The sequence below is a fragment of the Sphingobium sp. TomTYG65 genome (assembly GCF_055395525.1).
Genome location: NZ_AP027330.1, coordinates 2384569 through 2409130, shown reverse-complemented (window position 1 = coordinate 2409130; position 24562 = coordinate 2384569). Strand labels below are relative to the sequence as shown.

28 protein-coding genes are annotated in these 24562 nt (G+C 63.5%); 5 read left to right on the top strand and 23 right to left on the bottom strand.

What is annotated here, in order from left to right; translation table 11 throughout:
• Positions 1-2: 2 nt before the first annotated feature.
• The 6 genes from ACZ5Y5_RS11900 to ACZ5Y5_RS11875 form a co-directional block, all read right to left on the bottom strand.
• Complete coding sequence (locus tag ACZ5Y5_RS11900) at positions 3-2075, bottom strand: transglycosylase domain-containing protein (protein ID WP_464808831.1); 2073 nt, start codon at positions 2073-2075, stop codon at positions 3-5.
• A 111-nt stretch (positions 2076-2186) separates the two neighbouring features.
• Positions 2187-2591, bottom strand: coding sequence for a peptide-methionine (R)-S-oxide reductase MsrB (gene msrB / locus ACZ5Y5_RS11895; RefSeq protein WP_464810538.1), 405 nt, complete (start codon positions 2589-2591; stop codon positions 2187-2189).
• A gap of 141 nt (positions 2592-2732) precedes the next feature.
• Positions 2733-3758 (bottom strand): DNA polymerase III subunit delta, encoded by a 1026-nt coding sequence (gene holA, locus ACZ5Y5_RS11890; protein ID WP_464808830.1) that lies wholly within the window; start codon positions 3756-3758, stop codon positions 2733-2735.
• A complete protein-coding gene (lptE, locus tag ACZ5Y5_RS11885) occupies positions 3755-4249 on the bottom strand; it encodes an LPS assembly lipoprotein LptE (RefSeq protein ID WP_464808829.1) in 495 nt (164 codons plus the stop codon). The genes holA and lptE overlap by 4 nt, the downstream gene beginning before the upstream one ends.
• Positions 4250-4374: 125 nt before the next feature.
• Positions 4375-6891: a leucine--tRNA ligase gene (gene leuS / locus ACZ5Y5_RS11880; RefSeq protein WP_464808828.1), complete on the bottom strand. Its 2517-nt coding sequence runs from the start codon at positions 6889-6891 to the stop codon at positions 4375-4377.
• Between the two features lie 86 nt (positions 6892-6977).
• Positions 6978-7427, bottom strand: a complete 450-nt coding sequence (locus ACZ5Y5_RS11875) for a DUF3576 domain-containing protein (RefSeq protein ID WP_464808827.1) — start codon at positions 7425-7427, stop codon at positions 6978-6980.
• Positions 7428-7651: 224 nt separating this feature from the next.
• Here ACZ5Y5_RS11875 and ACZ5Y5_RS11870 point away from each other — a divergent pair, with 224 nt between their 5' ends.
• Positions 7652-8365: a hypothetical protein gene (locus ACZ5Y5_RS11870; RefSeq protein WP_464808826.1), complete on the top strand. Its 714-nt coding sequence runs from the start codon at positions 7652-7654 to the stop codon at positions 8363-8365.
• Between the two features lie 48 nt (positions 8366-8413).
• On the opposite strand, the gene ACZ5Y5_RS11865 is transcribed toward ACZ5Y5_RS11870, so the two are convergent.
• Together ACZ5Y5_RS11865 and ACZ5Y5_RS11860 are read right to left on the bottom strand one after the other, a co-directional pair.
• A complete protein-coding gene (locus tag ACZ5Y5_RS11865; protein WP_464808825.1) occupies positions 8414-9427 on the bottom strand; it encodes a fatty acid desaturase family protein in 1014 nt (337 codons plus the stop codon).
• Positions 9428-9580: 153 nt separating this feature from the next.
• Complete coding sequence (locus tag ACZ5Y5_RS11860) at positions 9581-10153, bottom strand: thiamine phosphate synthase (RefSeq protein WP_464808824.1); 573 nt, start codon at positions 10151-10153, stop codon at positions 9581-9583.
• 23 nt (positions 10154-10176) lie between these two features.
• Between ACZ5Y5_RS11860 and ACZ5Y5_RS11855 the strand changes: the two genes are divergently transcribed.
• Entirely contained in the window at positions 10177-10911 is a 735-nt protein-coding gene (locus tag ACZ5Y5_RS11855) for a YggS family pyridoxal phosphate-dependent enzyme (protein ID WP_464808823.1), read from the top strand.
• On the opposite strand, the gene ACZ5Y5_RS11850 is transcribed toward ACZ5Y5_RS11855, so the two are convergent.
• Positions 10889-13678 carry a TonB-dependent receptor gene (locus ACZ5Y5_RS11850; RefSeq protein WP_464808822.1) on the bottom strand — a complete coding sequence of 930 codons (2790 nt, stop codon included), beginning with the start codon at positions 13676-13678 and terminating at the stop codon, positions 10889-10891. The genes ACZ5Y5_RS11855 and ACZ5Y5_RS11850 overlap by 23 nt on opposite strands.
• Before the next feature lie 187 nt (positions 13679-13865).
• The gene (gene pdeM, locus ACZ5Y5_RS11845; RefSeq protein WP_464808821.1) at positions 13866-14525 is read right to left on the bottom strand and encodes a ligase-associated DNA damage response endonuclease PdeM; all 660 of its coding nucleotides are present in this window, start codon (positions 14523-14525) and stop codon (positions 13866-13868) included.
• A 64-nt stretch (positions 14526-14589) separates the two neighbouring features.
• On the opposite strand from pdeM, the gene trhO reads away from it, so the two are divergent.
• Complete coding sequence (gene trhO, locus ACZ5Y5_RS11840; protein WP_464808820.1) at positions 14590-15390, top strand: oxygen-dependent tRNA uridine(34) hydroxylase TrhO; 801 nt, start codon at positions 14590-14592, stop codon at positions 15388-15390.
• A gap of 23 nt (positions 15391-15413) precedes the next feature.
• On the opposite strand, the gene ACZ5Y5_RS11835 is transcribed toward trhO, so the two are convergent.
• Genes ACZ5Y5_RS11835 through ACZ5Y5_RS11825 form a run of 3 tightly spaced genes read right to left on the bottom strand, consistent with a single transcriptional unit; the run spans position 15414 to position 17191 of the window.
• Entirely contained in the window at positions 15414-16148 is a 735-nt protein-coding gene (locus ACZ5Y5_RS11835; protein ID WP_464808819.1) for a M48 family metallopeptidase, read from the bottom strand.
• Positions 16105-16530 (bottom strand): YcgN family cysteine cluster protein, encoded by a 426-nt coding sequence (locus ACZ5Y5_RS11830; protein WP_464808818.1) that lies wholly within the window; start codon positions 16528-16530, stop codon positions 16105-16107. The genes ACZ5Y5_RS11835 and ACZ5Y5_RS11830 overlap by 44 nt, the downstream gene beginning before the upstream one ends.
• A gap of 4 nt (positions 16531-16534) precedes the next feature.
• Positions 16535-17191, bottom strand: a complete 657-nt coding sequence (locus ACZ5Y5_RS11825) for an SCO family protein (RefSeq protein ID WP_464808817.1) — start codon at positions 17189-17191, stop codon at positions 16535-16537.
• Positions 17192-17237: 46 nt separating this feature from the next.
• Between ACZ5Y5_RS11825 and ACZ5Y5_RS11820 the strand changes: the two genes are divergently transcribed.
• Together ACZ5Y5_RS11820 and ACZ5Y5_RS11815 are read left to right on the top strand one after the other, a co-directional pair.
• Positions 17238-17861: an ankyrin repeat domain-containing protein gene (locus tag ACZ5Y5_RS11820; RefSeq protein WP_464808816.1), complete on the top strand. Its 624-nt coding sequence runs from the start codon at positions 17238-17240 to the stop codon at positions 17859-17861.
• Between the two features lie 228 nt (positions 17862-18089).
• Positions 18090-18326 (top strand): hypothetical protein, encoded by a 237-nt coding sequence (locus ACZ5Y5_RS11815; protein ID WP_464808815.1) that lies wholly within the window; start codon positions 18090-18092, stop codon positions 18324-18326.
• A 23-nt stretch (positions 18327-18349) separates the two neighbouring features.
• On the opposite strand, the gene ACZ5Y5_RS11810 is transcribed toward ACZ5Y5_RS11815, so the two are convergent.
• The 10 genes from ACZ5Y5_RS11810 to ACZ5Y5_RS11765 all read right to left on the bottom strand — a co-directional run bounded on the left by ACZ5Y5_RS11810 (position 18350) and on the right by ACZ5Y5_RS11765 (position 24562).
• Positions 18350-18856, bottom strand: coding sequence for an MmcB family DNA repair protein (locus ACZ5Y5_RS11810; RefSeq protein ID WP_464808814.1), 507 nt, complete (start codon positions 18854-18856; stop codon positions 18350-18352).
• A gap of 92 nt (positions 18857-18948) precedes the next feature.
• The gene (locus tag ACZ5Y5_RS11805) at positions 18949-19596 is read right to left on the bottom strand and encodes a cell wall hydrolase (RefSeq protein WP_464808813.1); all 648 of its coding nucleotides are present in this window, start codon (positions 19594-19596) and stop codon (positions 18949-18951) included.
• 181 nt (positions 19597-19777) lie between these two features.
• Positions 19778-20116: a DUF1491 family protein gene (locus ACZ5Y5_RS11800; RefSeq protein WP_464808812.1), complete on the bottom strand. Its 339-nt coding sequence runs from the start codon at positions 20114-20116 to the stop codon at positions 19778-19780.
• Positions 20106-20597, bottom strand: a complete 492-nt coding sequence (locus ACZ5Y5_RS11795) for a PaaI family thioesterase (protein ID WP_464808811.1) — start codon at positions 20595-20597, stop codon at positions 20106-20108. Before ACZ5Y5_RS11795 ends, ACZ5Y5_RS11800 begins: the two co-directional genes overlap by 11 nt.
• Positions 20557-21024, bottom strand: coding sequence for a PTS sugar transporter subunit IIA (locus ACZ5Y5_RS11790; RefSeq protein WP_464808810.1), 468 nt, complete (start codon positions 21022-21024; stop codon positions 20557-20559). Before ACZ5Y5_RS11790 ends, ACZ5Y5_RS11795 begins: the two co-directional genes overlap by 41 nt.
• Before the next feature lie 124 nt (positions 21025-21148).
• Positions 21149-21742 carry a ribosome hibernation-promoting factor, HPF/YfiA family gene (hpf, locus tag ACZ5Y5_RS11785; protein ID WP_464808809.1) on the bottom strand — a complete coding sequence of 198 codons (594 nt, stop codon included), beginning with the start codon at positions 21740-21742 and terminating at the stop codon, positions 21149-21151.
• An 82-nt stretch (positions 21743-21824) separates the two neighbouring features.
• Positions 21825-22517: a DNA polymerase III subunit epsilon gene (gene dnaQ / locus ACZ5Y5_RS11780; RefSeq protein ID WP_464808808.1), complete on the bottom strand. Its 693-nt coding sequence runs from the start codon at positions 22515-22517 to the stop codon at positions 21825-21827.
• Between the two features lie 32 nt (positions 22518-22549).
• Positions 22550-23143: a dephospho-CoA kinase gene (coaE, locus tag ACZ5Y5_RS11775; protein ID WP_464808807.1), complete on the bottom strand. Its 594-nt coding sequence runs from the start codon at positions 23141-23143 to the stop codon at positions 22550-22552.
• Between the two features lie 7 nt (positions 23144-23150).
• A complete protein-coding gene (locus ACZ5Y5_RS11770; RefSeq protein ID WP_464808806.1) occupies positions 23151-23972 on the bottom strand; it encodes a shikimate dehydrogenase family protein in 822 nt (273 codons plus the stop codon).
• Positions 23969-24562 carry a Maf family protein gene (locus ACZ5Y5_RS11765; RefSeq protein WP_464808805.1) on the bottom strand — a complete coding sequence of 198 codons (594 nt, stop codon included), beginning with the start codon at positions 24560-24562 and terminating at the stop codon, positions 23969-23971. The genes ACZ5Y5_RS11770 and ACZ5Y5_RS11765 overlap by 4 nt, the downstream gene beginning before the upstream one ends.

The following is a 24562-nucleotide window of genomic DNA, read 5'->3' as shown; positions in this document are numbered from 1 at the left end:
GGTCAGTGCGGCGCCTGCCGCTGCCGATCGCGACCCAGCACCTGATCGATCCACTGCTGGTCCAGGCGCGGCGGGGCCGTGCGCGTCGCGGGCGCCTGATCGACCGGCTCCTCGTCCTGGCCTTGGTCTTCCTGGTCCTGCTGCTGATCCTGCCTCACCGGCAGGCCATTTTCATCGACCATCATGCCCCCGCCCGTTCCGTTGTCGGGCTCGCCATAATAGGCTTCCTCGTCCGGCTCGAGCTGCCATTCGGGCAGCGTCACCTGCGTTTCAAACTGCTCGACCGGGCGATGGGACACCGCAACCTTCATATAGTCCGCGAAGGCATGGGCAGGCGCGCGCCCGCCCTGCAGCACGCCAACCGCGCGAGCATCATCGCGGCCCATCCACACGCCGGTGGTGATGCCGCTGGAAAAGCCCAGGAACCATCCATCCTTGTTGCTGCTGGTGGTGCCGGTCTTGCCCGCCACGGGACGGCCGATCTGCGCCGCCTTGCCGGTGCCGGTGCTGACCGCCGTCTGCATGAGGTCGGTCATCCCCGCCGCCACCCAGGGCGCGACCAGCACGCGGCTGGTATCATCCTGATGCTGGTAGAGCAGGCGACCGTCAGCGGTCGTCACCTTGGTGATGCCATAGGGCGTCACCGCCACCCCCTTGCGGGCGATGGAGGCGAAGGCGCGCGTCATGTCGATCAGACGCACATCCGAGGTGCCAAGCACCATCGAGGGATGCGTGTTGATCGGCGTCGAAATGCCGAAACGGCGCGCCATGTCGGCTACGGTAGGGAAGCCCACTTCGACGCCCAGTTGCGCCGCGACCGTGTTGATCGAATAGGCAAAGGCGGTGCGGATATCGATGTCGCCGGAAAAACGGCCGGAGCTGTTGCGCGGGCTCCAGCCGTTGATCGTTACCGGCTTGTCCGTCACGCCGGTATCGGGCGTATAGCCAGCCTCCAGCGCCGCCATATAGACGAAGATCTTCCAGGCCGAACCAGGCTGTCGAGTGGCGGTGGTGGCGCGATTATAATTGGACGTCACATAATCCAGTCCACCCACCATCGCTCGCACCGCGCCGTCCCGGTCGAGCGAGACGAGCGCACCCTGCGCGCCAGCGGGCACATTGCCCTGAATCGCTGCCGTCGCGGCCTTCTGCATGCCAAGGTCGATGGTCGTATAGACTTCCAACGGCTCGTTGGGCTCATCGATCAGCACGTCCAACTGAGGCAATGCCCAATCGGTGAAATAACGGACGCTGTTCTGCGGCGGCTCGGGCGCCATCTTGACGTCGTCCAGATCGGCGCTGGCGCGCTCCGCCGCGCTGATCGCCCCATTTTCCTGCATCAGCTGCAGCACGACACCTGCACGGCCGATTGCCGCGTCTGCGTCCGCAGTGGGCGAGTAACTGGACGGGGCCTTGACCAGGCCCGCGATGATCGCCGCTTCAGGCAGACGGAGCGTCGTCGCCGGATGGCCGAAGAATTTCCGACTGGCGGCATCGATGCCATAAGCGCCACCGCCGAAATAGACCTTGTTGAGGTACAGCTCCAGAATCTGCCGCTTGGAGAATTTCCGCTCCAGCGCCAGCGCCAGGATCATCTCCCGCACCTTGCGGCCCCAGCTATAGCTGTTGTTGAGGAAGATGTTGCGCGTCACCTGCTGCGTTATGGTCGATGCGCCCTGCCAGCGGCGGCCCTTGCCCCGGTTCTCCAGCGCCACCCAGGTCGCGCGCGCCATGCCGATCGGATCGACGCCAGGATGCAGGTAGAAACGCTTGTCCTCGGTCGAGATCATGGCATCGACCATGACCGTCGGGATCTGATCATAGGCCAGCCAGCGACCAAAGCTCGGCCCCAAGGAAACGATGACGCTACCGTCCGCCGCATGGACGCGGATCATCTGGCCGTTGGGGGAGGATTTCAGCGATTCATAGCTGGGCAGCGACTGATAAGCGATGACCACCGCCACCACTATCGCGAACAAGGCGCCCAGCGTCGCGATCACCCCGAACTTCAGGGCCCGCACCAGCCATAACCTCGCCCTGCCCGGCGTTCCCTTGCTCTTGCCTGATCGTGCCATCTATGCCGCCCGCATACGCGCTAAGTGAACGGGCGGCCAGCGAAAATCAGGCGCAAGCGACCCTTGAAGCTCGGTTCTCAAGAGAAGCGACGCTTTACCGGCAATGAATGATCATTCAGCCTCGTCGCGTGGCTTGAAATCCAGCGACGCGCTGTTCATGCAATAGCGCAGGCCGTTGACGCCAGGACCATCGGGGAAGACATGGCCCAGATGCCCCTCGCACTTGGCGCAGCGTACTTCGGTGCGGATCATGCCATGGCTGTTGTCGCGAATTTCCTCGACCGCATCGATATCGACGGGCGCCGTGAAGCTCGGCCAGCCCGATCCGCTGTCATATTTCTCTTCCGCGTCGAACAGCGCCGCGCCGCAACCCGCGCAATAATAGACGCCGTCGGCCTTGTTGCTGTTATATTTGCCGGTGAACGCCCGCTCCGTCCCGGCTTCGCGAAGCACATGATATTGTTCGGGGGAAAGGCGCTCACGCCATTCGCCTTCGGTCAGGTTGAGCTTGTCCATGCGCGGCAATATGGCGTCGGCGGCACCTGCGATCAAGCGCTTAGGATGTGCATGAAGCCCGTGCTCCTGCGCAGGCAGGTGTCCATTCCCGCCCCGCGATCCAGGCTCCTGCCTGCTCAGGAGCACGGCATCCAAAACTTCCTACCGCTCCCGCGCCGCCTGCCGCGCGATCGCCAGCAATTCATGCCGCACCATCAAATCGCCCAGGCCTCTGCCCGACCGGCTTGCCCGCTCAGCCTGCGCCAGCCGCTGGATGACCCGCGCAATGCCATGTGCGTCCCACAGCCGCACCTGTCGGGTAACGACACCCTTCTCTTTCCAGAAGACCTGCTTGCCGGCCCCTTCCACCGCCGCGTCCAGCCGTCCGCTATCGTCGAACGAAGCCCGGATGTTCGCGAGAAGAACCGCACGGGTGAGCAGCGGCCGAAGCACCGCCGCCATCGCCGTCCCCGTGTCCGACAGCCGCCCAAGCTCCCGATGCATGGCGCGCAGGTCCCCGCCCAGTACGGCGTTGACCAGCGGGGCGGAGTCCGTATCGGGATTATCGGCCGACAGCGCGTCCAGCGCCTCGCCGGTCGCATCGCATGGCCGGTCGGGGGCGGCGTCCAGATAGAGGATCAGCTTCTCTATCTCGCCGCCCATCAGCGCGCGGTCGCCATTGGCGAGATCGACGATCCGCTTCGCCAGATCGGCCGGCAATCGCAGTCCCCCTTCCCGCGCAATCGCCACCGCGATCTGCTCCGCCTCCCGCGCGTCGGGCTGATAGGACGCAAAGGCCATCGCCTTGGGGCTGTCGAGGAGAAGTTTCAGCAGCTTCGACGTGCCCTTGAGCGCACCCGCCGTCGCGATCACCGGATTGCCTGCTGCTTCCGCCTCCAGCAGCGCGGTCACGGCAGGCAGCGACTCCTCGCCCATGCCGTTGATCCGCACCCACCGCTTGTCGCCGAACATGGAAAAGGATGCGGCCTCATCCGCCAGTCGGGCAGGATCATCGCGCAGCGTCGGTCCGTCCAGATCGACCCGCTCCGCGTCAGGGCCCATGGCCCGTTCCAGCCGCTTGCCGAGCGCGGCGCTGCCCGCCTCGTCGGGACCGTAGAGAAGGAAGATGCGGATGTCGGGCGGCGGTGCGTCGAGCGCCTTTTCAATCTGGCCGCGATTGGCCTTCAACGCTGCTGTTCCCGCGCGGCGAACAGTGCGAGCCGCGACACGATCTGGTCAGCAATCGTCTGCGACAGCCGTTCCAGCGCCGTGTCTTCGGCCGCGATGGTCGCATATTCGCTGGATGTGACGTCGATACCGGCATCCGATCCGGCCGTGTCATCGATGACCTGCGTGCCGCTGGCGGTATCGATCAGTTGATAGCGGGCACGCAAAGTCCGCCGCTCACGCGTGACGGCGGCGTCAGCACGAAGACCAAAGCCGGTGATCTGGTCGTCCAGCTTCACCACCAGCTTGTAGGTCGGCCCGTTACCGCTCATCGCCGCCAGCCGGTCGTTCAGCGCATTGCGCACCAACCAGCCGCCCTTGCCCTCGATCGGCGCGACCTCGACATTGCCCAGCCGCTGCGCCACCGCACCATGGCTGCCCCCGCTATAGACGGGGTGGAGCCCGCAGGCGGAGAGGGAGACGAGGAGCAACAGGGGAACGGCGTATTTCATCAACCAACCTCTATCCGTTCGGGCTGAGCCTGTCGAAGCCCCTTCTTCCCTTTTTGAAAGAACTATGGCCCTTCGACAAGCCTGCCCTGAGCCGGTCAAAAGGACTCAGGCGAACGGTGTTCCTATCAGACGACCAGATTCACCAGACGATCCGGCACCACAATCACCTTCTTGGGCGTCGCGCCATCCAGCGTGCGCGCCACATTGGGCGCTGCGAGGGCCAGGCGTTCCAGCTCCTCCTTGGGCGTACCCTTGGGCACGGTGATCGTGTCGCGCAGCTTGCCCATCACCTGGCAGGCGATCGTCACTTCATCCTCGACCAGCAGCGCCGGATCCACCTGCGGCCAGGATGCGTCAGCGATCAGGCCCTCTTCGCCCATGTCCGCCCAAGCCTCTTCGGCCAGATGCGGCGTCATAGGCGCGACCAGCAGCGCCAGCGCCCGGATCGCTTCACTGCGGCTCGCCGAAGGTTTGGCCTTCTCCACCGCATTGGTGAGTTCATAGATTTTTGCCACCGCCTTGTTGAAGGACAGCGCTTCGATATCCTTGGCGACGCCGTCGATGGTCTGGTGCAGCTTGCGGTCGAGGGCCTTGTCCTGCCCCTCGGCCGACTTGTCAGCTTCCCCGAACAGCCTCCACAGCCGATTGACGAAACGCCACGACCCTTCAATGCCCGCTTCCGTCCACGGCAGATCGCGCTCCGGTGGGCTGTCGGACAGCATGAACCAGCGCACCGCGTCCGCGCCATATTGGGCAATGATGTCATCGGGATCGACGACATTTTTCTTGGACTTGGACATTTTCTCGACGCGGCCAACCGTGACCGGCGCGCCGCTGGCGAGCATCACCACCTTGTCGCCCTGCCGCTCCACATCCTGCGGGGCGAGCCAGGCGCCTTCCGGCGACTTGTAGGTCTCGTGCGTCACCATGCCCTGGGTGAACAGGCCGGTGAACGGCTCGGCGAAACCAATCTGCCCCATATGCTGGAGCGCGCGGGTCCAGAAACGGGCATAGAGCAGATGCAGGATCGCATGTTCCACGCCGCCGATATACTGACCCACCGGCAGCCACTTTTCGACCGTTTCCCGGTCGAACGGCTTGTCCTTGGGCTGGCTCGCGAAGCGGATGAAATACCAGCTGGAATCCGCAAAGGTATCCAGCGTATCCGTCTCGCGCCGCGCTGCCTTGCCGCATTTCGGGCAGTCGACATGCTTCCAGGTCGGATGCCGGTCGAGCGGGTTGCCGGGAACGTCGAAGCTGACATCCTCGGGCAGCAGGACGGGCAGCTGGTCCTTGGGCACGCCCACCGGCCCGCAATCCTCGCAATGGATCACCGGGATCGGCGTACCCCAATAGCGCTGGCGCGACACACCCCAGTCGCGCAGGCGAAACACGGTGGTGCCAGTGCCCCAGCCTTCACTCTCGGCGCGGCGGATAACTTCGGCCTTGGCGTCCTCAACCGTCATGCCGTTGAGGAAATCGGAATTCACCATGCGTCCGGGGCCCGTATAGGCCTCGTCACCGATGCCCTTGTCCTCGTCGCCCTCGGCAGCGACCACGCGCTCGACGGGCAGCATATATTTGCGCGCAAAGTCCAGGTCGCGCTGGTCATGACCAGGCACCGCCATCACCGCGCCCGTGCCATAATCCATCAGCACGAAATTGGCGACGAACAGCGGCAGCTTCCGCCCGGTAAAGGGATGGATCACCGACAGGCCGGTGTCATAGCCCTTCTTCTCCTGCGTCTCGATCTCCGCCGCCGCAGTGCCGGTATGGCGGCATTCCTCCGCAAATGCGGCCAGATCCGCATCCTTCGCCTCCAGCAACAACGCCAGCGGATGGTCCGCGGCGATCGCCGCAAAGCTCGCGCCGAAGATCGTATCCGGACGGGTGGAGAACACCTCCAGTTCGCTGATGCCGCCTACCGCCTCGTCGAGCTTGAAGCGGAATTGCAGGCCGACCGACTTGCCGATCCAGTTTTCCTGCATCAGTCGCACCTTCTCGGGCCACTGATCCAACGTCTTCAGGCCGTTCAGAAGGTCATCGGCAAACTGCGTGATCTTCAGGAACCACTGGCTGAGCTTGCGCTTCTCGACCGGTGCGCCCGACCGCCAGCCCTTGCCGTCGATCACCTGCTCGTTCGCCAGCACGGTCATATCGACCGGGTCCCAGTTGACCGCCGATTCCTTCCGGTAAACCAGCCCTGCTTCCATCATGTCGAGGAACAGCGCCTGCTCCTGCCCGTAATAATCGGGCTCGCAGGTCGCCAACTCGCGGCTCCAGTCCAGCGCAAAGCCCAGCTTCTTGAGCTGCGCCCGCATGGTCGCGATATTCTCACGCGTCCAGCTGCCGGGATGCACCTTCTTTTCCATCGCGGCGTTCTCGGCCGGCATGCCGAAGGCGTCCCAGCCCATCGGATGCAGCACTTCATGCCCCGTCATCCGGCGGAATCGGGCCAGCACATCGCCCATCGAATAGTTGCGCACATGGCCGATATGGATGCGGCCGGAGGGGTATGGAAACATCTCCAGCACGTAGGAGCGCGGTTTGTCGCTGCTGTCCGACGCCTTGAACGTCTGCTTCTCGTCCCAAACGGCCTGCCAGCGGGCGTCCGCCTCCAGCGGGTTGAAGCGCCTTTGCATCTATTCCAAGTCCTCAAAATGCAGGCGGGCTGAGCTTTCGAGAAGCCCAGCCCCAGTTATTCAGGAAATCCTTTGAAGGGAATGGCTTATCCCGCAATGGCCATGCGGCGCAGGTCGCGCGCCTTGGTCAGGATAATCTCTTCCAGCTTCTGCACGGTCGCGGCCTGGACTGGCGCGTCGATCCACTGGCCGCCCTGATTGACCTGGCGGCTGGCGGCGACGCGCAGTGCGTCGGCGCGCAGGTCCTGATCCAGGATCGACACGGTCAGCTTCATCCGCTCATTGGGCGAATTCGGGTTGGCATACCAGTCGGTTACGATGACGCCGCCGTTCGAATCCGTCTGCACCATCGGCATGAAAGACAGCGTGTCCAACGTCGCCCGCCACAGATAGCTGTTGACGCCGATCGTCGTCACCTTGGACGCGGCCAGATCGGCCTTGGGGCGCTCCTTGGACCCGCCACCGCAGGCGGCAAGCGGCAGAAGCACGGCCAGCAGCAGACCGGCGGAAACAGGGGCGGGTAGGCGGCGGACCATCAGGCATGTCCCATATTGAGGAAAAACGCCCCGCTTCTATAGAGAAGCCGTGGCAATGGGCAAGGGGGAGGGCGGACGCCTAAGAAACGCTTCGCCGCGCCGTGCGTTTGGACTCTGTGTGTTCCGTGCAACAGCGCGGACAAAAAGGTCATGACGCACTACCCATTGCAGGCGTTCAAGTGTACAAGATTGCAAAACTAGTCGGTGGGGAAGAGATTCGCGTCATGCGTATGAAGAGGGGACATTTGGCATTGGCAGGCTCGGCAGTCGCCGTGGCCGGCTTCATGCTGTCTCCCGCGCTGGGCGCTGCAACCGATCTCGTCCGCATGCGCGCTGATGTGCCCGTTTCGCTGGGCGCGCTCGGCAGCATCTCCTCCTTCACGCCGACCACCAAGGACCCGCGCCTCGCTGCCGCCTATGCGCGCATTGCCGCATCGGCCGGGCGCCAGAATTTTCGATTCACGCCGACCAGCGGTTCGCTCAGCGGACAGCGCTCGGTTACGGTGATGGTCCGCGCGGCTGATCTCAATGAGCGCACGTCTGCCCCGGTCAGCATCGCCCCTGTCGCCTTCAGCCTGAACAGCGCGCACAACTGGCGCAAGTTCGCGCTGCCCGAATCGGTCGGCCGCAAGGAACTCGATCCCGTCTCGATCGACCAGATGGCCGGCGCGAAGAATTTCTCGCTGGATCAGGGCAAGAATCGCTTCAGCACCAAGGTGATGATCGAAAGCCGCCGCGATCCTGCTGTTGGCGTCCGCGCGGCCAATGCGGACAAGGATTATTCGCTGGATCTGGCCAGCTCCTATTCGCTGACGCGTAACCTGAACGTCACCGCCGGTCTGCGCTACAACAACAGCGTCATCGGCCGCCTGACCCCGATGACGGATGAGCGTCAGGATAATCAGGCCGTCTATCTGGGCACGGTCTTCAAATTCTGACGTACCGGAGGGGTGTTCGCACCTTTCAGAACTAGCCCGGCTTTTACGCTACGATTTGACGTCGGCATGCTTGACGAGTTCCTTCGCGTGCGTTGATGCGAACGGAACCATCAACTCCTTGATCACACCCCAATAGCTCCGCGTGATGTGAGCATCTGCCGCATAGGCTGGATCGGTCATCAGATGCGCGTGTAACCGGCGCAGATTTGTCCAGGGCACCGATGGGAACAGATGATGTTCCAGGTGATAGCTCACATTCAACGGCGCGATCAGGAAACGGTCGAGAACGGTCGGAAGGACGGTGCGCGTGCCGTTCAATTCCCGCGTGTCGGCGACGCCATTATGCTCCGCTATCGCCCGGATTCGATTGAAGACATTCGCCCAGATGAATTGCGGGATCAACAGCATGGCTAATATCTGCCAGCGCCAGGGTGACACCAGGATCAGCCCATAAAATAGCACAGCCCAAATCACATATCGCAGGCGCAACGCCAGGCCGTAGTCGAAGCCGAAGCGTCCGGGGTTATGGAAATTGGCAAAGGGCGCCCAGATCCGGCTGTCGCGCGCCATCCGATACAGATTGAGGCCGGTCACGCTGCGGATCAACAACCAGGCCATGCCGGTTGCGCTCTTCGGAAAATGCTGGTCGGGATCTCTCCGTTGGACGCGATAGTCGCGATCCCGCAACGTGTTCGTGTATCGATGGTGATACATGTGGTTGGCGCGGTACAGATGAACGCTGAAGCCCAGAGGATAAGCCACAAAAATATCGCCGATCAGATCGTTGAGGCGGCGATTGCTGAACAGCATCCCATGACATGCATCGTGCATCATCACTGCCAGGCATTGAATGCGGGACCCGATAACAAAGCCTGCCGCCACATATACCGGGACTCGGTCGACGCGGATCGCAATCGCGCCAGCCGCGATCGCGATTGCCCATTGCATGACAAGCAGGAGCGCGTTGCGGCGATTGTCGATGACGGACAGTTCGCGGATCAGCGCCAAAAAGCCTCGCCGCGAATATCGATATCCGGCAGGACGCTCCTTCGCGATTTCCACGGGAATATGTCTCCGAATGCGGCACAAGCTTCTTGGACGCTATGGTCGGCGCAAACCGCCGTCAACAGGCACGCTTGAGCCCTGATCTGTAAGACAGTTGTCGGCAAGCGCACTGCGACGCGGTGGAGACCTTCACTTTCTGCACTGACCGCTTCAGCCCGCCGTATCACGCTGCCCGGCCAGCCCATCAATCGCCGCCCATCCCCTGGCGCCGATCCCACGCAAAAGACGCCGGTGGCTCTCCTGTACCCCACCCAACGCCATCACCGGCATAGTCGCCCTATGCGCCAACCCCGCGAACCGCCTTCTCCCCAGCGCCTTTCCCCCCGGATGCGATCGGGTCGGGAACAAGGGCGACACAAAGATCAAATCCACCCCCCTCCGCTCCGCTGCCTGCAACTCGCGCGCATCATGCACCGCCATGCTGTGCAGCAAGGGCCGCGTCCCAGCGCCAAGACCCGCCCCATGCCACCCATCCGCGCGCCAAGCCGCCGCCTGCCACGCTGGACCAGCAAGTAGCACCACGAGCCGCCGCCGCCGGGCGATCGCCGCCAGCCGTTCGAACAAGGCTCGCCGCTCCGCTTTTCCCGTCCGGTAATGGCGGAAAACCAGACCTCCCCTCCCCCGTGGCAACCGAGCGGCCGCCTTCAGCAACGCGTCCGCCGCGACCCGTTCATCGGTCATCAGCCAGATCGCGGGCAAATTTTTGGCGTAGCGGGCTCTCATCCCCCTCGCCTATAGCAGCCGCCATGACGACCGACAGCATCGAAGCCGCAGACCGCCTGAACGCCGTGCGCGAGACCATGGACCGCGCCGCACGCCTGACCGGGCGTACCGCCGACGATATCACCCTCATCGCCGTCTCCAAGACGCAGGACGCGCCGGCCATCCGCCCGCTGATCGCGGCAGGGCAGCGCGTGTTCGGTGAAAATCGGGTGCAGGAAGCGCAAAGCAAATGGCCCGAACTACGCGCCGAAACGCCCGACATTGTGCTGCATCTCGTGGGCCAGCTTCAATCCAACAAGGCGGCGGACGCGGTCGCCCTGTTCGATGTCATCCACTCGCTCGACCGCCCCTCCCTGCTCACCGCGCTTGCCAAGGCGATGGACGCGTCGGGCAAGCGCATCCCCTGCTTCATCCAGGTGAATATCGGCGGGGAAGAACAGAAGGGCGGCTGCGCCATTGCGGACACCCCCGCCCTGCTGCACGCCGCCCGAGACGCTGACATTCCGGTGGCGGGCCTCATGTGCGTGCCCCCCGCCGATGTGGAGCCAGCGCCCTATTTCGCGCTGCTGGCGAAAATGGCGCGCGAGGAAGGAGTCGATCGCCTCTCCATGGGCATGTCAGGTGATTTTGAAACGGCGATCATGCTCGGTGCGACGGATATTCGCGTCGGCACGGCCCTATTCGGGGAACGCCCTGCGCCCGCCCGCTCCCTTCCGGCGAGCGGGCGGGGCATGATCAGAAACTCCCGCGCAACGTGATGCCATAAGTGCGGGGTTCAGCCAGATAGGCCGAGATCAGCTGGTTCGCCATCGGCGCGCCCCGCGCAAATTGACCAGTGGTCGATGTGCTTGGGCTGCTCGACTGCAGCGGGCTGCTGAAGGCGACCTGCGTATAATCCTGGTTGAAGATATTCTGGCCCCAGAACTCCACCGCCCAGCGCTGCTGCGGTCCGCGAAGGCCCACACGCGCGTTGAACACGGCATAGCCATCCTGCCGCTTTTCGGGGAACAGGTCCGACCCCGTATTGAAGTCGCTCGTCATGCGCCCATCGATATAGAAGAGCGCTGACAGGCCACTGGAGCCCAGCTCCGGCGTCCAGGACGCGCTGACCGTCGTCACCACCTCGGGCGCCTGCGAATTGATCGATCCGGGCAGCAGGAACAGTGCGGGGTCAAGCGGCACCGCGCCATTGCTGCTGCCGACCAGCCGGTTGGCGAACTTGGCGCGAACATAGGTCAGCCCGCCCGCAACGCGGACATTGCGCACCGGCGTCGCCGCCAGTTCCAGCTCCACGCCCTGGCTGATCAGGCCGGGACCGACATCGTCACTGGCGCAAGTGTGGCTCGCCGACAGCGCACCATCGCACCCATTGATATTCTGGACGACGAAGCTGGTGCCGTTGAAGGTGTTCAGCTGGAAATTCTTGAACTCCTGCCGGAACGCCGCGATATTCGCGCTCCATTTGGGCTGCGTGTATTTCAGGCCGATCTCGAACGCATCCACCTTCTCCGCCGCGAAGCGCAGGCTGGTGACATCTGCATTGCTGCGCGGCGAAAAGACCGCTGGCACAGGGTTGAGCCCAGTCGATCCAAGCTGGAAGCGATCGAGATTATACCCGCCAGCCTTATAGCCCTTCGAATAGCTGGCATAGGTCAGCAACTCGTCAATCGGCTTCCACGACAGCACGGCAGTTCCAGAAAACTCGCCATTGCTGATCTTGTCGTTGAGGTCGAGGGCGTTGAGCCCGGTCGAGCTGTTGCCAAGACATCCCAGTGTCAGGATGCCTTGTGCCAACGCCGCCGCACTGCCCAGCGCTGGGGTCGTGGCAATTTCATAAAGATCGTTCAGCGCTCCCGGATTGCGCGTCTGCAATGCGGCGCAGGTGCCGTTGTTATTGCTGAAATCCGCCGAGAAGCGCTTGGTCTCATGAGTGTAGCGCAGACCAAGGGTCAGATCGAGCTGCTTGGTGATGTGGATGATGTTGTGCGTGAAGAGCGCCCAGTTCTCGCTTTTCTGATGATAGACCGAGGCAACATCGCCGGTGCCGCCCGGGATCGCGGCCAGCGCGCGCAGCCCGTTGCCGAGACCGGTTGAAAGCGCCCCTGCAGCGCCAGCTCCTAAGGCGGGGGTCAGGGCCGCATTGAGCTGCGCCTGCGTCCCGGTGATCAACGCCTGGGTCGCCAGCCCGCTGCCGCACGCGGCGAGTTGCTGCGCCGTCAGGTTGCTGTTGACGCCCGCACCCGCCATCAAACGACAGGCGGCGAAGCGGCCATAATCTCGCCCGAAGACGATATTATCCTCCAGCGTCAGCTTCTCATGCGCATAATAGCCGCCGATCAGCCAGTCGAGCACCTCGCCAAAGGCTGAACCCTGCGCCCGCAACTCCTGCGTGAACGTACGGAACTGGCGATAGGTGTTGGGGTCGCGGTAGAGCAGGTCCGCGCCGCTATAGTCATAATCGCCATAATCCTGGCTCTTATAATCGCGATAGGCGGTAATGCTGGTCAATTTCGCGTCGCCCAGGTCATAATTGACCTCGCCCGAAACGCCCCAATCCTTGACCTTGCTCACATAATTGCGACCCGGCGTAATGGTCAGGTTCCGGTCGTAGGGATCGGTCGGGAACACGCTGCCCTGCCCGCTGAGAATCGCGGCAATGCGGTTGAACGGCGCAGTGCTGTAGCCGCCGCCCGCGACTGGCCGCCGTTCGCGCGTTTCGATATAGGCCGCGCCGCAGCAGCTTTCGTCGCGGTTGGTGTAATCGCCGATCAAGCGGACGGACAGCGCGTCGTTCGGTTCGAACAGTGCCTGCCCACGCAGGAAATAGCGGTCGCGGTCGTTGGTCTCGCCTACCTTGTTGCCGCTTGTGTCGACCAGGTCGAAAAAGCCGTCGCGCTTGGACCATACGCCGTCCAGGCTCAGCGCCAGCTGGTCGCTCACAGGTCCGGTGATGCGCCCGGCCAGCCGCCAATAATCATAATTGCCGTAGGTGACTTCGGCCTTGCCGGCCAGTTTGAACTCGGGAGCCTTGCTGATCACGTTGATCAGGCCCGCCGACGCGTTGCGGCCAAACAGCGTACCCTGAGGCCCGCGCAGCACTTCGACCCGCTCAATCTCGCCAAGCTCGTTCAGCCCCGCGCCCGTACGCGAACGATAGACCCCATCTATGAAGACAGCGACCGAGCTTTCCAGCCCCGGATTGTCGCCCACCGTGCCGATGCCGCGCACGCGCGCCGACGCATTGGCTTCCGATCCGGTCGATGACACGAGCAGCGAAGGCGCAAGCTGGTTCAGCGTGCGGATGTCGCTCGCCCCGCTATTCTGCATCGCCTGGGCGGTGACGGCGGAAACGGCGATCGGCACATCCGACAGCGGGCTGGCGCGCCGCGTCGCGGTGACGATGATAACGCCATTATCGTCTTCCGCCGCCTGCTGCGCGGCGGTTTCCTGCGCATTTGCATGCGCAGCCGATCCAGCCAGCGCGACCATGCCGGCGGACAGCAGCCAAAGATTCTTTTTATTCATGGGGGACCCTTTCCTCTCCTGCGGCGCATGGTTTTCCCACATCACCCTAGGAGTGCGATTATGCGGACACAGCGAGTCAAAGGCAAGCGAACCAAGCCCTTACAACCCTTTGCTTCCGGTTGTTGCTCTTAATCTAGCCGCATGTGTTCTACCAGCAACAGCTTAACGCGGCGTTGCCGTAGCGTTTCTAGCCCAGCGGAAAGCGGAGCATCCGGTCAGCGACCGGCACCAGCGCCATTGCACCCGGCCCCACGGCCCGGCGAATTTCTCCATGCCCCGCGTCCAGCCCGCCGGTCAGCGCCCCCAGTGCAGGCAGAATCAGCTTCGACGAAGACCCCACGAAGCAGCGCCGCGACACATGCCGTCCACGTAGCGACAAGCGAAATTTGGGATGGAAATGCCCGGAAATCTCGGGCCTCGGATCGACCGGATCGGCTTCATGCCGCAACCAGACGCCATCAACCTCAGCTTCCACCATGCGCCGGCCGCCGGGGGTTTCCGCCATGCCTGCATCATGATTGCCGGTAATCCAAAGCCAATCGAGCCGCGCAGTCAGCGCCGTCAACCGTTCACGCACCTGCGGGGACAAACGCGTCGCCCCATCCGCGTCATGGAAACTGTCGCCCAGCGACCAGACAGCGCGGGCGCCCGTCCGCTCCACCAGCATTTCGATCATGTCGAGCGTCGCCTGGCTGTCATGCGGGGGCAGGAACTGTCCGAAGCGACTGTACCAGCTCGCCTTTTCGAAATGTAAGTCCGCCACCAGCAAGGCCGATCGGGCGGGCCAGAACAGCGCCGCCTCGGGCAATGCCAGAAAGTCGTGACCCGCGAACGAAAAGGGAACCATGCCCCGCCTATGCGCGCTCGCGCCCGGCCTTTCAAGAGGGCGGTGAAGCCGCTATGGGCGCGGCATGGCCCCGCCTTTCACCATCGCCGCGCTCTACCGCTTCGCTTCCTTCCCCGAACCGGAACGCCTCGCCGCCGAACTGCGGACGCTCTGTGCCCAGCTTGGCACCTGCGGCACGCTGATCCTGGCGAAGGAAGGCATCAACGGCACGGTGGCGGGGAGCGATGAGGCCATCGCCACGCTGATCGATCATATCCGCGCCTTGCTGGGCTGCGCCGACCTGGACGTCAAATATGCGACCGCCCCGGAGGCTCCCTTCGCCCGCATGAAGGTGAAGGTAAAGCCAGAGATCGTGACCCTGGGGGCGGGCGAGCTTGATCCCGCAGCGCAGGCCGGCCGCCATCTCGATCTGGCGGAGTGGAATGATCTTATCGCCGATCCCGACACGATCCTGATCGACACCCGCAACGCTTATGAAGTCGCGGTCGGCAGCTTCGACGGCGCGATCGATCCGGGCACCCGATCTTTCCGCGACTTTCCCGCCTGGTTCGACGATTTCGCCGCAAAGCTGCGCGAAAAGGGCCGCCAGCCTCGCATCGCCATGTTCTGCACCGGGGGCATACGCTGTGAAAAATCTACCGCGCTGGTGCGATCGCGCGGTTTTGAGGAAGTCTATCACCTGCGCGGCGGCATCCTGCGCTATCTTGAGGAAATGCCCGAAGATCAAAGCCGCTGGCGGGGCGACTGCTATGTCTTCGACGAACGGGTTGCGGTGGGCCACGGCCTTAGGCCCGGAAACCACATTATCTGCCGCAGCTGCGGCCGCGCCCACCGCCAGGATGAACCGCACGACTGCACGGGTTGAATACCGTTAAGAGGCGCTAGATCCTAAACCGCATAGCGGTGCAGCGCCGCGCCATATTTGCGCAGCCACGCCCGCGCAGGCTTGGGGTCCTCGCCCAATATCCGCGCATGCGCCGCATGAAAGGCAGGGCTGTGGTCCATGTGCAGCAGATGGGCCAGTTCATGCGCCACCGTCGCCCGGCGAACATGCGGCGGGCACAGGATGAGCCGCCAACTGTAGCGAATAGCGCCGCTCGACGCGCAGCTTGCCCAGCGGCTACGGGGATCGCCAATGCCCACCGACGCCACGATCAACCCATGATCGCGCGCCATCGCATGGCTTTCCATCTCCATCACCGCCTTTGCCCGCGCCTTGAGCCAGCGAAGCACGCGTGGTCCCACCGACTCCGGCACGCCCCCAAGGATCAGCCGCTCGCCTTCCAGCCGGACGGAACGGGATGCGCCCTCCTCCCAGCAGATTCGCACCTCGCGCCCCTCCAGCGGGAAAATCGCGCCGTCGCCCAGCATCACCAGCGCAGGCTGCGCCGCCATTTGCGTGCGCACCCATCCCTCATGCCCCTGCGCCCAGCCGAGCGCCCGATGCAGGTTCGCCTTGGTCGGCAGCGACAGCCTCAACTCACCCCGCGCATGGTCCAGCGACAGGCGATAGGCTTTCGCGCGCGGCGACCGACGCACGCGCACCGGCACCGCCACCCCGTCGATCAAGATCGCGCTGTCAGAGTTCCCGGTCGACAAGATGATTTTCCCAGTCGCCCGCATCCGCTTCGGCGATCGTCCAGCCGCGCACCGATTCCTGCGCCCGATGCACCGCTTCCCGGTCGCCGCTGATCAGATAATGCCAGGACGGCAGCGGCTTTCCCTCTGCCCGCAGCCGGTAGGCGCAACTGCGCGGTAGCCAGCTGATCGTCTTCACCTTCTGCGGCGTCAGGCGCACGCAATCGGGGACGAAGCGCCGCCGTTCCTTATAGTTGGTGCATTGGCCGCTATGCCGGTCCAGCAGGCGGCAGGCGACGTTGGTCGGGTAGATATGCCCCGTATCCTCATCCTCCGCCTTGTGCAGGCAGCATTTGCCGCAACCATCGCACAGCGCTTCCCACTCCGCGCGGTCCAGCTTGTCGAGGGGCTTTTCCCAGAAGTTCAAACCGTCACTTGACCCATTTTTCGAAGAAGGCGAGCACCTTGTCCGGCGCCCCTTCGTCCTGATCCGGCGTTCCCGGATCGTCCACCGGCACCAGCGCAACAGGCTGGCCGTCCGGCCCGAACAGATAGGGCGTCCGGCTGTGGCTTACCAGATAGCCGCTTTCCCCCTGCGGCTTTTCCTTGTTGTAGATGACGACGAAATCCTTCGCCACCTTCGCAATCTCGTCAGGCGCGCCGGTGAGGCCGATGAGGCGCGGATGGAATGCCGCGACGTAGGTTTTCAGCACCGCTGGCGTATCACGCTCCGGGTCCAGGCTGATGAAGATCGGCTGCACCTTGGCCGCGCGTGCGCCATCGGCCTTCTCGAACTGCGTGAACGCCTGCATGATGCGCTGCAGGTCGAGCGGGCAAACATCGGGGCAATAGCTGTAGCCGAAATAGACCAGCCGGTATTTCCCCTGGAAATCCTGCCACTGCACCTTCTTCCCATCCTGGTTGGTCAGGGTGAAAGGCGCACCGATTTTCGCTCCGGCCAGGTCGCCGGGCACGCTAGCACCCTCGCTTGATGCATTGCCCCCTGCGCCCATATTACAGGCAGCCAGCAGGGCGGTGATCGGCAGCAGGATGGAGCAAAGCGCTTTGTTCATGGCGCCGCCAGCCATGCCCTGCTATGGGCGCTTTTGCAAATGCCAACGGGGCTTAACGACGATGACTAAGGCTTTTCGGGCTTGGATGGGCGCTGGCCGCGCCGCTGCTCTGGCGCTCGCGCTGCTGTCGCCGGTGGCGGCGCAGGCGCAGTTTTCGGACAGCTATAATTTCCTGAAGGCGGTGAAAGACGCCGACGGGCAGAAGGTGACCGACCTTATCCAAAAGCCCGGATCGACAGTCATCAACAGCCGCGACGTCACCAGCGGCGAAACCGCCCTGCACCTCGTCATCGCCCGCCGAGACAATACTTGGCTGTCCTTCCTCCTCGCCAAGGGCGCCAATCCCAACCTGACCGACAATCGCGGCAACACGCCCCTGATGAACGCGGTTCAGGCCCGCTTCGAGGACGGCGTACGTACCCTTCTCGCTGGTGGCGCGCAGATCGACAAGGCGAACGGCAGCGGCGAAACACCCTTGATCCGCGCGGTGCAACTGCGTGACGTCGGTTTGGTCCGACTGCTGGTCGCGCAGGGCGCCAACGCGGATAAGCGCGACACGATCGCCGGCATGTCCGCGCGCGACTATGCCGAACGGGAATCCCGCACCCCCGGCCTGGTGGAAGCCGTGACAGCGGCAAAGCCCAAATCCGCGCCCTCAGGACCCGTCCAAGGCCCGGTTTTCTAACTTCCCACGCGGAGGCGCGGAGCGACTGGGCGCGTGTCCAGCGCTTCAACCAATATTCTGCGCTTCAGCGTGAGAAATCGCAGAGCACGCTCTCTGCGCCTCTGCTCAAACCCCTATAAATCAGCTGATACGGCGAAACCCCGTCCGTTCACATTCGCGACAACTATCTTGCGTTAAACATCGATCCTACCCATCTTCATATGGGCCCTCCTTGCGAAGAGGCAGACTATGAACCGCAAGCAGATCGATATCGAGAAAGCCTGGGAACAAGCGCTCGGCAACATCTTCCAACCTTATACCGGCACGCCGCATGAGCCGAAAAAGGCGATGGACAGCTTCGGCGCAGGACTAAGCTCAAGCAGCTATGAGATCCGCCGCCATCTGGCGCGAACCGCAGCGCGGCAGGGCTCCACCTCGCTCAACCAGTTTCTCGCCGACGAATATTGGGGCAAGCGGCCCTATTGATCCCGTGTGGCCGGGCTGACCCACTACCAGCCCAGTTCCGCCGCATGGTCCGGATCGGCAAGCGCGGTGAGCCGCCGCGCCGCACGCCGCGCGAAGCGTAGCGTTTCCGCCTTCCGCCGTGCGGCGGGAAGCGGTTCCACCGGCGCAGGACGCAGCAATTCCGCATCATATTGATCCGCGACGATCAATCCCGTCCGGGCCGGCCACAATGCTTCGCTGTCGAACAGCGACAGGTCGAATCCGGATGGCACCGCCCAGAAGAAGCGGTCGCAATAATCCAGATAATCGGGCCATTTCATGTCGCCGAGCAGGTCCGCGCGGCTGCACTTGATCTCGACGATGGTGATGCGCCCGGCGCTGTCCAGCGCCATGATGTCGGCCCGGCGTCCATTGGGCAGCGGCACCTCCAATATACCGCTCATGTCATGTCGGAAGAAAAGGCGCAGCGTGCCGCGCGCAACGGCCAGCGCCGTGCCATCAGTGAGGGGCGAGCAGCCTTGGGCGGCGGGCGAGGACGAACTGGCGGTCATCCCTCTTTGATAGAACAGGAAGGGAACAAAAGAAAAGGCCGGTTCAGCGATTAACTGAACCGGCCCGCTGTCTCCTAAGTGCGACCCGAGGATCAGCGATAGAAGATGTGATTGTCGATGGCGGCCAGCTGGCGCTTGCCCCAACCCGGCGAAACGCGGCGGGCGTGGAAGAACAGTGCGCCCTCGGCCTTGCTATTCCAGCTGTCCTGCATGGCGATCTGCGCGATCGCGACGGCCTCGCGCCAGCTTTCGGTCGCCATCGGGATGGTCGGCATGCCACGGCCACGAACGAAGCTGAACTGGCCGGGCTGATAGACGACGCCGCACAGGCTGCTGGCGAACCGGCCCGACTTGGCACGATTGATGATCACGCGGGCGACGGCGAGCTGACCTTCCAGGCTCTCACCTTTGGATTCAAAATAAACTGCACCCGCAAGGCACTTCATGTCGCCATCGAGCGTTTCAGCAGCACCCTGGGCGTCAACGAGGGCGGAAAGATTATCCGCGCGCACATCGGCGCTGCCGGAAAGGGGGGCCAGCGGCTGCGCGACTTCGCGCGGCGCGGCGAAAACGACAGCGGGCTTTGCGGCCGCCGGAGCTGAGTTCAGCTCTTGATTTCCCGGAAGGGAGACGACCGATGGAGCAGCTTCGCTGGCGCTCGACATATCGGCCGCTGTGACCGCCGCAGTGGCGGACAGGGTAAATGCCGCGGCGATCGCGGCCTTCAGACGAAGACTCATTACTACTCAAAAACGTGCGGTTATTGGCCGGGGACGTCGGGACAAACCCCAAAACTACAATCGACGTCTGGCCGCCCCCCGTCTGCGTGTTTACCTCCCCCGCCCCCCACGGGCGAATTTGGCAACCTGCGCGTTAAGCGTTGCAGGGGCCGATGCCTTCCCCGGCCGAGAGAGTCAACGATCAGCAGATCGTTTCAGCGGCGAACCGTTCCGCATCCGCGATGTCGAGTTCGATAATCCACAGGTCGGGGTCGGCCCTGCGCCTGCGTGCTATATATTGAGATAGCGACTCCGTACCCTCTTCCGGCGGGGGTCCACAACGCTCCAAATGATAGTTTCCGGCAAGGTCCGGCACCCGTTCATACAGGCCCCTGCCCTCGCCCCGTTCGGCCGCTTCGATCAGTATGACGCCGCTGATTTCGTCGCCTTTGACCAGCACCGTGGCGAATCCGCCGGCTGCCGCCGCACGTCTCACCAGTACGCTGACCAGCATGGCGCTGGTCAGCCGGTCAGCCTGCATAGCCCGGCAGCGACGACAGCGGGAATTGCGACCGCATGAAGGTGCCGGTTCCCCGGCCCACCTCTTCACCGTCCATGTCGATCAGGCTCGCTTCGGCGACGAACACGCGCCGCTTGCCGCTGATCCAGCGTCCCTCAGCCCGAATCCGCCCCGGCCCGATCGGCCGCGTGAACAGCAGGTTAAACGCGGTGGTCAGCAGGAAACGGTCGCTCACCAAACTGTTCGCCGCATAGAAAGCGGCATCGTCCATCATCTTGAAATAGACGGTTCCATGTACCGCGCCCGCGGCATGGAACTGTTCTTCGTCCACGTCGAACTCGATGATCGACCGGCCCGCCTCCGGGATCGTCAGTTCCGACCGAAACATGCGGTTGATCGGCGCAGACCGGTACAGCCCCTCCAGGGCCCGGAAATGCGCCGCTTCTCCGCTCGGCGCGCCGTCAGGCTGCATCACGCGCTTCGCCGCCGGCCAGCAGCGCATGCAACGCCTCGGCCGATTTCGCGCCCCTCAACCGGGCGACATGCGCATCTTCCCGCAGGTAGCGCGAGACGCGAGCCAGCGTCTTCAAATGCTCCGCCCCGCTGTCGACCGGCGACAGCAGGGCGAAGACGACATCGACCGGCGCATCATCCACCGCGTCAAAAGCCAGTGCGGGCTCCAGCAGGACAACGACCGCGCTCATCTTCTGAAGGCCGGGAATCTTGGCATGGGGAATCGCGATGCCGCCGCCAAAGCCGGTAGAGCCAAGCTTTTCCCGTTCGAAAAGCGCCTCGGCCACCATGTCGGGGACGAGTCCATAGGCCGATGCGGCCAGTTGCGCGATTTTCTGGAAAAGAGGCTTCTTGCCGTTCACCGACAGGCCCGTAGCGAGCGCATGCGGCGCGACGATATCGTTGAAATGAACCATGACCAACCTGGAACAGCCGAGGCGCGCCATGCCCCAAAATCGCGCGTGCCCGGGGATATAAAGCCCGGCCCCATAGGCCGCCTGTCGCTCTAGGTCAACTGGCGCCCTGGGGCCGGAGCCCTTGTCAGCCGCGTGGTTCCACCCAGCCGATGGTGCCGTCATGCCGGCGATAGACCATGTTATAGGCCGATGTTCCCGCGTTCAGGAACAGCAGCGCATTGGTGTTGCGCAGGTCCAGCATCATGACCGCGTCGGACACGCTGGCTTCGGGAATGTCGACCCGGGTTTCAGCCACGATCAGCGGCGCCTCGGCCGGTTCCTCCTCGTCGGGCGAGGACGCGAAGATGGTATAGCCCGCGCCATCGACGCCGTTCAGGTCATAACCGTTGGTCCGCTGCGCCTCGGCGGCCGCGGCCTGGGCATGACGATCTTTCAGGCGGCGCATGTAACGCCTCAGCTGCCGTTCGATCTTTTCGGCCGCCTGGTCAAAGGCGGGATGTGCTTCCTGCGCCTCGCCTGCCCCTTTTAGGATCAGGCCGGTCATCACATGGCAGACGATATCACAATGGAATGCCCCGTGGGGCGCAGGCCGGAAGGTGACCTGGGCGGAAATCGTGCGGGAGAAATATTTCTCGGCCATCGCCTCCAAACGGGTCCAGACATGCTCCTTGAGCGCGTCGCCCGTATCGACCTGATGCCCGGAAACACGAATATCCATATGCCTTCTCCTTGTTCTTGCCGGGCTGCGGGAAGCAGTCCGGTTGGCGCGAAGCATGAAGGGCAGGATGTCTAACCAGCCTTCAAGCTTCCTCCAGCCAAAGCGGCTTTTCCAGCGTCGCGACAAACGCTGCATGCCGTTCCAGCTCTGCCGCGCTGACCGTGAAGATTCGCGCGGGTCGAACAGGGCGAACCGCGGCAATGCCCGCAAGTTCCACCCGAATGGCGTCTTTGTCCTCCTCTCGTGCTAGACCAAGGCCGATCTGACGGCCGCCGGTCAATTCTATGTAAAGCTGGGCGAGCAGTTCGGCATCGAGCAGCGCGCCATGCTTGATTCGGTGGCTGCGGTCGATGCCATAGCGGGTGCAAAGCGCGTCCAGGCTGTGCTTGGCGCCCGGATGCAGCTGCCGCGCAATGGCGACGGTATCAATCATCCGCTCCATCGCGACCTCGGGCAGGCCGCAAAGCTTCAGCTCATGGTTGAGGAAGCCGAAGTCGAACCGCGCATTATGCGCGACCAGATGGCTGTCCTCCAGAAAGTCCAGCAGCTCCTGGACTCCAGCCGAAAAGAGCGGCTTGTCCTTCAGGAAAATGTCGGAAAGGCCGTGGATGGCCTCCGCCGCCGCAGGCATCGCCCGCATCGGATTATAATAAGCGTGGAAGGTACGCCCGGTCGGCACGCGATTGAAAAGTTCAATACAGCCAATCTCCACCAGCCGGTCGCCCGACGCGGGGTCGAATCCAGTGGTTTCGGTGTCGAAAATTATCTCGCGCATTGCCCTCTATACCGACTCTGCCGGACTTGTCCTTATCGGCCTGTCTTTGATCCAAGGCAAGCGACCAAGCGCCGCACCTGGCCCCGGGTTTCGGCAAAAGTCGTCCCGGTATGAATGATATAGTCCGCCCGCCGCCGCTTTTCAGCATCCGGCGTCTGCAAGTGCAGGATTTTGCGGAATTTCGCCACCGTCATGCCGGGACGAGCCAGCACCCGTTTGCGCTGTTTCCATGCCGGCGCGGTGACGACGATGACTCCCGCCAATTTGCGATGGCCATGACTCTCGTAAAGCAAGGGAATGTCGAGCACGACGAAGGGACGCGAGCGATGGCGGCGCAGAAAGGCCATACGCTCTTCCCGAACAGCGGGATGGACAATGGCTTCCAGCGCCTTCAGTTCCTGCGGGTGACCGAATACCGCCGCCCCCAGCTTGGGCCGGTCGACGCCCTTGGGCCCGGTCGTGCCCGGAAAACGCGCTTCGATGGCCGGCAATAGCCTCCCACCGGGTCCTTGCAGCCGATGCACTTCCGCATCCGCATCGAACAACGGCACGCCCTCCCGCCGCAACATCGCCGCGACGGCGGACTTGCCCATGCCGATGGACCCGGTCAGGCCGTAAATCTTCATGGATGCGTCAAGCCGCCAGCAGCAGCGCGCGCAATTCCTCGTCCCGCTCGCGCGGCGCTTGCGCGTCGAAGAAAATATCGAAGGCGAGCGCCGCCTGGCCGATCAGCATCTCCAGCCCATCCAGCGCCTTCAGACCCCGCGCCCGCGCCGCCCTGAGCAATTCCGTCTCCAGCGGCGCATAGACAATGTCATAGACGGTCGCATCGTCCGCCAGGGGTTTCAGGTCCAGATCCAGCACCGGCTGACCCACCATGCCCAGCGAACTGGTGTTCACCAGCAGATCGGCGAGCGGAAGCACGTCCCCCATGCCGATCACCCGCCCCTTCACTTTCGCCCGGTCGAGCAGCGCCTGACCCTTGGCCGGATCACGCACCATCACCGTGATATCGGGCACCCCCAGGCTAGTCAGCGCAAACAATATCGCCCGCGCCGCACCGCCCGCACCCACAAGCACGGCACTCTCGCCCTTCCACTTGTCGCGCAGCAGCGGCTGCAGAAACCCGCCTGCGTCGGTATTGGTGCCGATCAGCGGCCCACCCGTCTCGCTGGCGATGGTGTTCATCGCCCCGATCCGCTCGCGCACACCGCCGGGATCGTCGGTATAGTCCATCACGGCTATCTTGTGCGGAATGGTGACGTTGCAGCCCAGCCAGTCCGGATCAGCCCGCCGTTCCAGAAAATAGGCGGACAGGCCTTCGCTCGTCACATGCGTCTTGCGATATTCGGCCTCGATTCCCAGGCAATCGAGCCAGAAATTATGGATCAGCGGCGATTTGCTGTGCGCGATCGGATCGCCGATCACTTCAGCATAAGGGAGCTTGTCGGTCATGCTGGCAGAACGCCCCGGATGCGCAGAAAGTCAAGCAGCGGCAGCAGGGGAAGCCCTTGGATCGCAAACTGGCTGCCCTCCACCTTGGCGAACAGTTGCGCGCCCAGGCCTTCGATCCGGTAATTGCCGACGCACCAGCGACATTCTTCCCATTCCTTGTCGAGATAATCGGCGATGAAGGTGTCCGACAAAGGCCGCACGGTCATCCGCACCCGCTCGATATGCCGCCAGATCGGCTCGCCATTGAGCGCGATCACCGCCGCGCTGTGCAGATGATGCACGCGTCCCGACAGCAGGCGCAGGATGCGCGCCGCATCGTCGCGATCCACCGCCTTGTCGATCATCGTGCCGTCTTCCAGGCTCAACGTCTGGTCACAGCCCAATATCAGCCCGCCCGGCACGCGCCGCGACACGCGCAGCGCCTTCAGTTCCGCCAGCGCATCGGCCAACGCCCGCGCATCCAGCCCATCGGCGCGCAGGGCTTCCTTCGCTGCTTCCTCGTCCACGCCGGGGGACATGGCTTCGAACGGCACCCCCGCCGCACTCAGCAGCGCCCGGCGGCTCGCGCTTTGCGATGCCAGCACGATCAT

Bases quoted from the DNA above. Each gene is read 5' to 3' on its own strand.
- ACZ5Y5_RS11900 (WP_464808831.1), bottom strand. From the start codon at position 2,075: ATGGCACGATCAGGCAAGAGCAAGGGAACGCCGGGCAGGGCGAGGTTA.
- msrB (WP_464810538.1), bottom strand. From the start codon at position 2,591: ATGGACAAGCTCAACCTGACCGAAGGCGAATGGCGTGAGCGCCTTTCC.
- lptE (WP_464808829.1), bottom strand. From the start codon at position 4,249: ATGAAATACGCCGTTCCCCTGTTGCTCCTCGTCTCCCTCTCCGCCTGC.
- leuS (WP_464808828.1), bottom strand. From the start codon at position 6,891: ATGCAAAGGCGCTTCAACCCGCTGGAGGCGGACGCCCGCTGGCAGGCC.
- ACZ5Y5_RS11875 (WP_464808827.1), bottom strand. From the start codon at position 7,427: ATGGTCCGCCGCCTACCCGCCCCTGTTTCCGCCGGTCTGCTGCTGGCC.
- ACZ5Y5_RS11870 (WP_464808826.1), top strand. From the start codon at position 7,652: ATGCGTATGAAGAGGGGACATTTGGCATTGGCAGGCTCGGCAGTCGCC.
- ACZ5Y5_RS11860 (WP_464808824.1), bottom strand. From the start codon at position 10,153: ATGAGAGCCCGCTACGCCAAAAATTTGCCCGCGATCTGGCTGATGACC.
- ACZ5Y5_RS11855 (WP_464808823.1), top strand. From the start codon at position 10,177: ATGACGACCGACAGCATCGAAGCCGCAGACCGCCTGAACGCCGTGCGC.
- ACZ5Y5_RS11850 (WP_464808822.1), bottom strand. From the start codon at position 13,678: ATGAATAAAAAGAATCTTTGGCTGCTGTCCGCCGGCATGGTCGCGCTG.
- pdeM (WP_464808821.1), bottom strand. From the start codon at position 14,525: ATGGTTCCCTTTTCGTTCGCGGGTCACGACTTTCTGGCATTGCCCGAG.
- trhO (WP_464808820.1), top strand. From the start codon at position 14,590: ATGGCCCCGCCTTTCACCATCGCCGCGCTCTACCGCTTCGCTTCCTTC.
- ACZ5Y5_RS11835 (WP_464808819.1), bottom strand. From the start codon at position 16,148: ATGCGGGCGACTGGGAAAATCATCTTGTCGACCGGGAACTCTGACAGC.
- ACZ5Y5_RS11825 (WP_464808817.1), bottom strand. From the start codon at position 17,191: ATGGCTGGCGGCGCCATGAACAAAGCGCTTTGCTCCATCCTGCTGCCG.
- ACZ5Y5_RS11820 (WP_464808816.1), top strand. From the start codon at position 17,238: ATGACTAAGGCTTTTCGGGCTTGGATGGGCGCTGGCCGCGCCGCTGCT.
- ACZ5Y5_RS11815 (WP_464808815.1), top strand. From the start codon at position 18,090: ATGAACCGCAAGCAGATCGATATCGAGAAAGCCTGGGAACAAGCGCTC.
- ACZ5Y5_RS11810 (WP_464808814.1), bottom strand. From the start codon at position 18,856: ATGACCGCCAGTTCGTCCTCGCCCGCCGCCCAAGGCTGCTCGCCCCTC.
- ACZ5Y5_RS11805 (WP_464808813.1), bottom strand. From the start codon at position 19,596: ATGAGTCTTCGTCTGAAGGCCGCGATCGCCGCGGCATTTACCCTGTCC.
- ACZ5Y5_RS11800 (WP_464808812.1), bottom strand. From the start codon at position 20,116: ATGCAGGCTGACCGGCTGACCAGCGCCATGCTGGTCAGCGTACTGGTG.
- ACZ5Y5_RS11795 (WP_464808811.1), bottom strand. From the start codon at position 20,597: ATGCGCTGCTGGCCGGCGGCGAAGCGCGTGATGCAGCCTGACGGCGCG.
- ACZ5Y5_RS11790 (WP_464808810.1), bottom strand. From the start codon at position 21,024: ATGGTTCATTTCAACGATATCGTCGCGCCGCATGCGCTCGCTACGGGC.
- hpf (WP_464808809.1), bottom strand. From the start codon at position 21,742: ATGGATATTCGTGTTTCCGGGCATCAGGTCGATACGGGCGACGCGCTC.
- dnaQ (WP_464808808.1), bottom strand. From the start codon at position 22,517: ATGCGCGAGATAATTTTCGACACCGAAACCACTGGATTCGACCCCGCG.
- coaE (WP_464808807.1), bottom strand. From the start codon at position 23,143: ATGAAGATTTACGGCCTGACCGGGTCCATCGGCATGGGCAAGTCCGCC.
- ACZ5Y5_RS11770 (WP_464808806.1), bottom strand. From the start codon at position 23,972: ATGACCGACAAGCTCCCTTATGCTGAAGTGATCGGCGATCCGATCGCG.
- ACZ5Y5_RS11765 (WP_464808805.1), bottom strand. From the start codon at position 24,562: ATGATCGTGCTGGCATCGCAAAGCGCGAGCCGCCGGGCGCTGCTGAGT.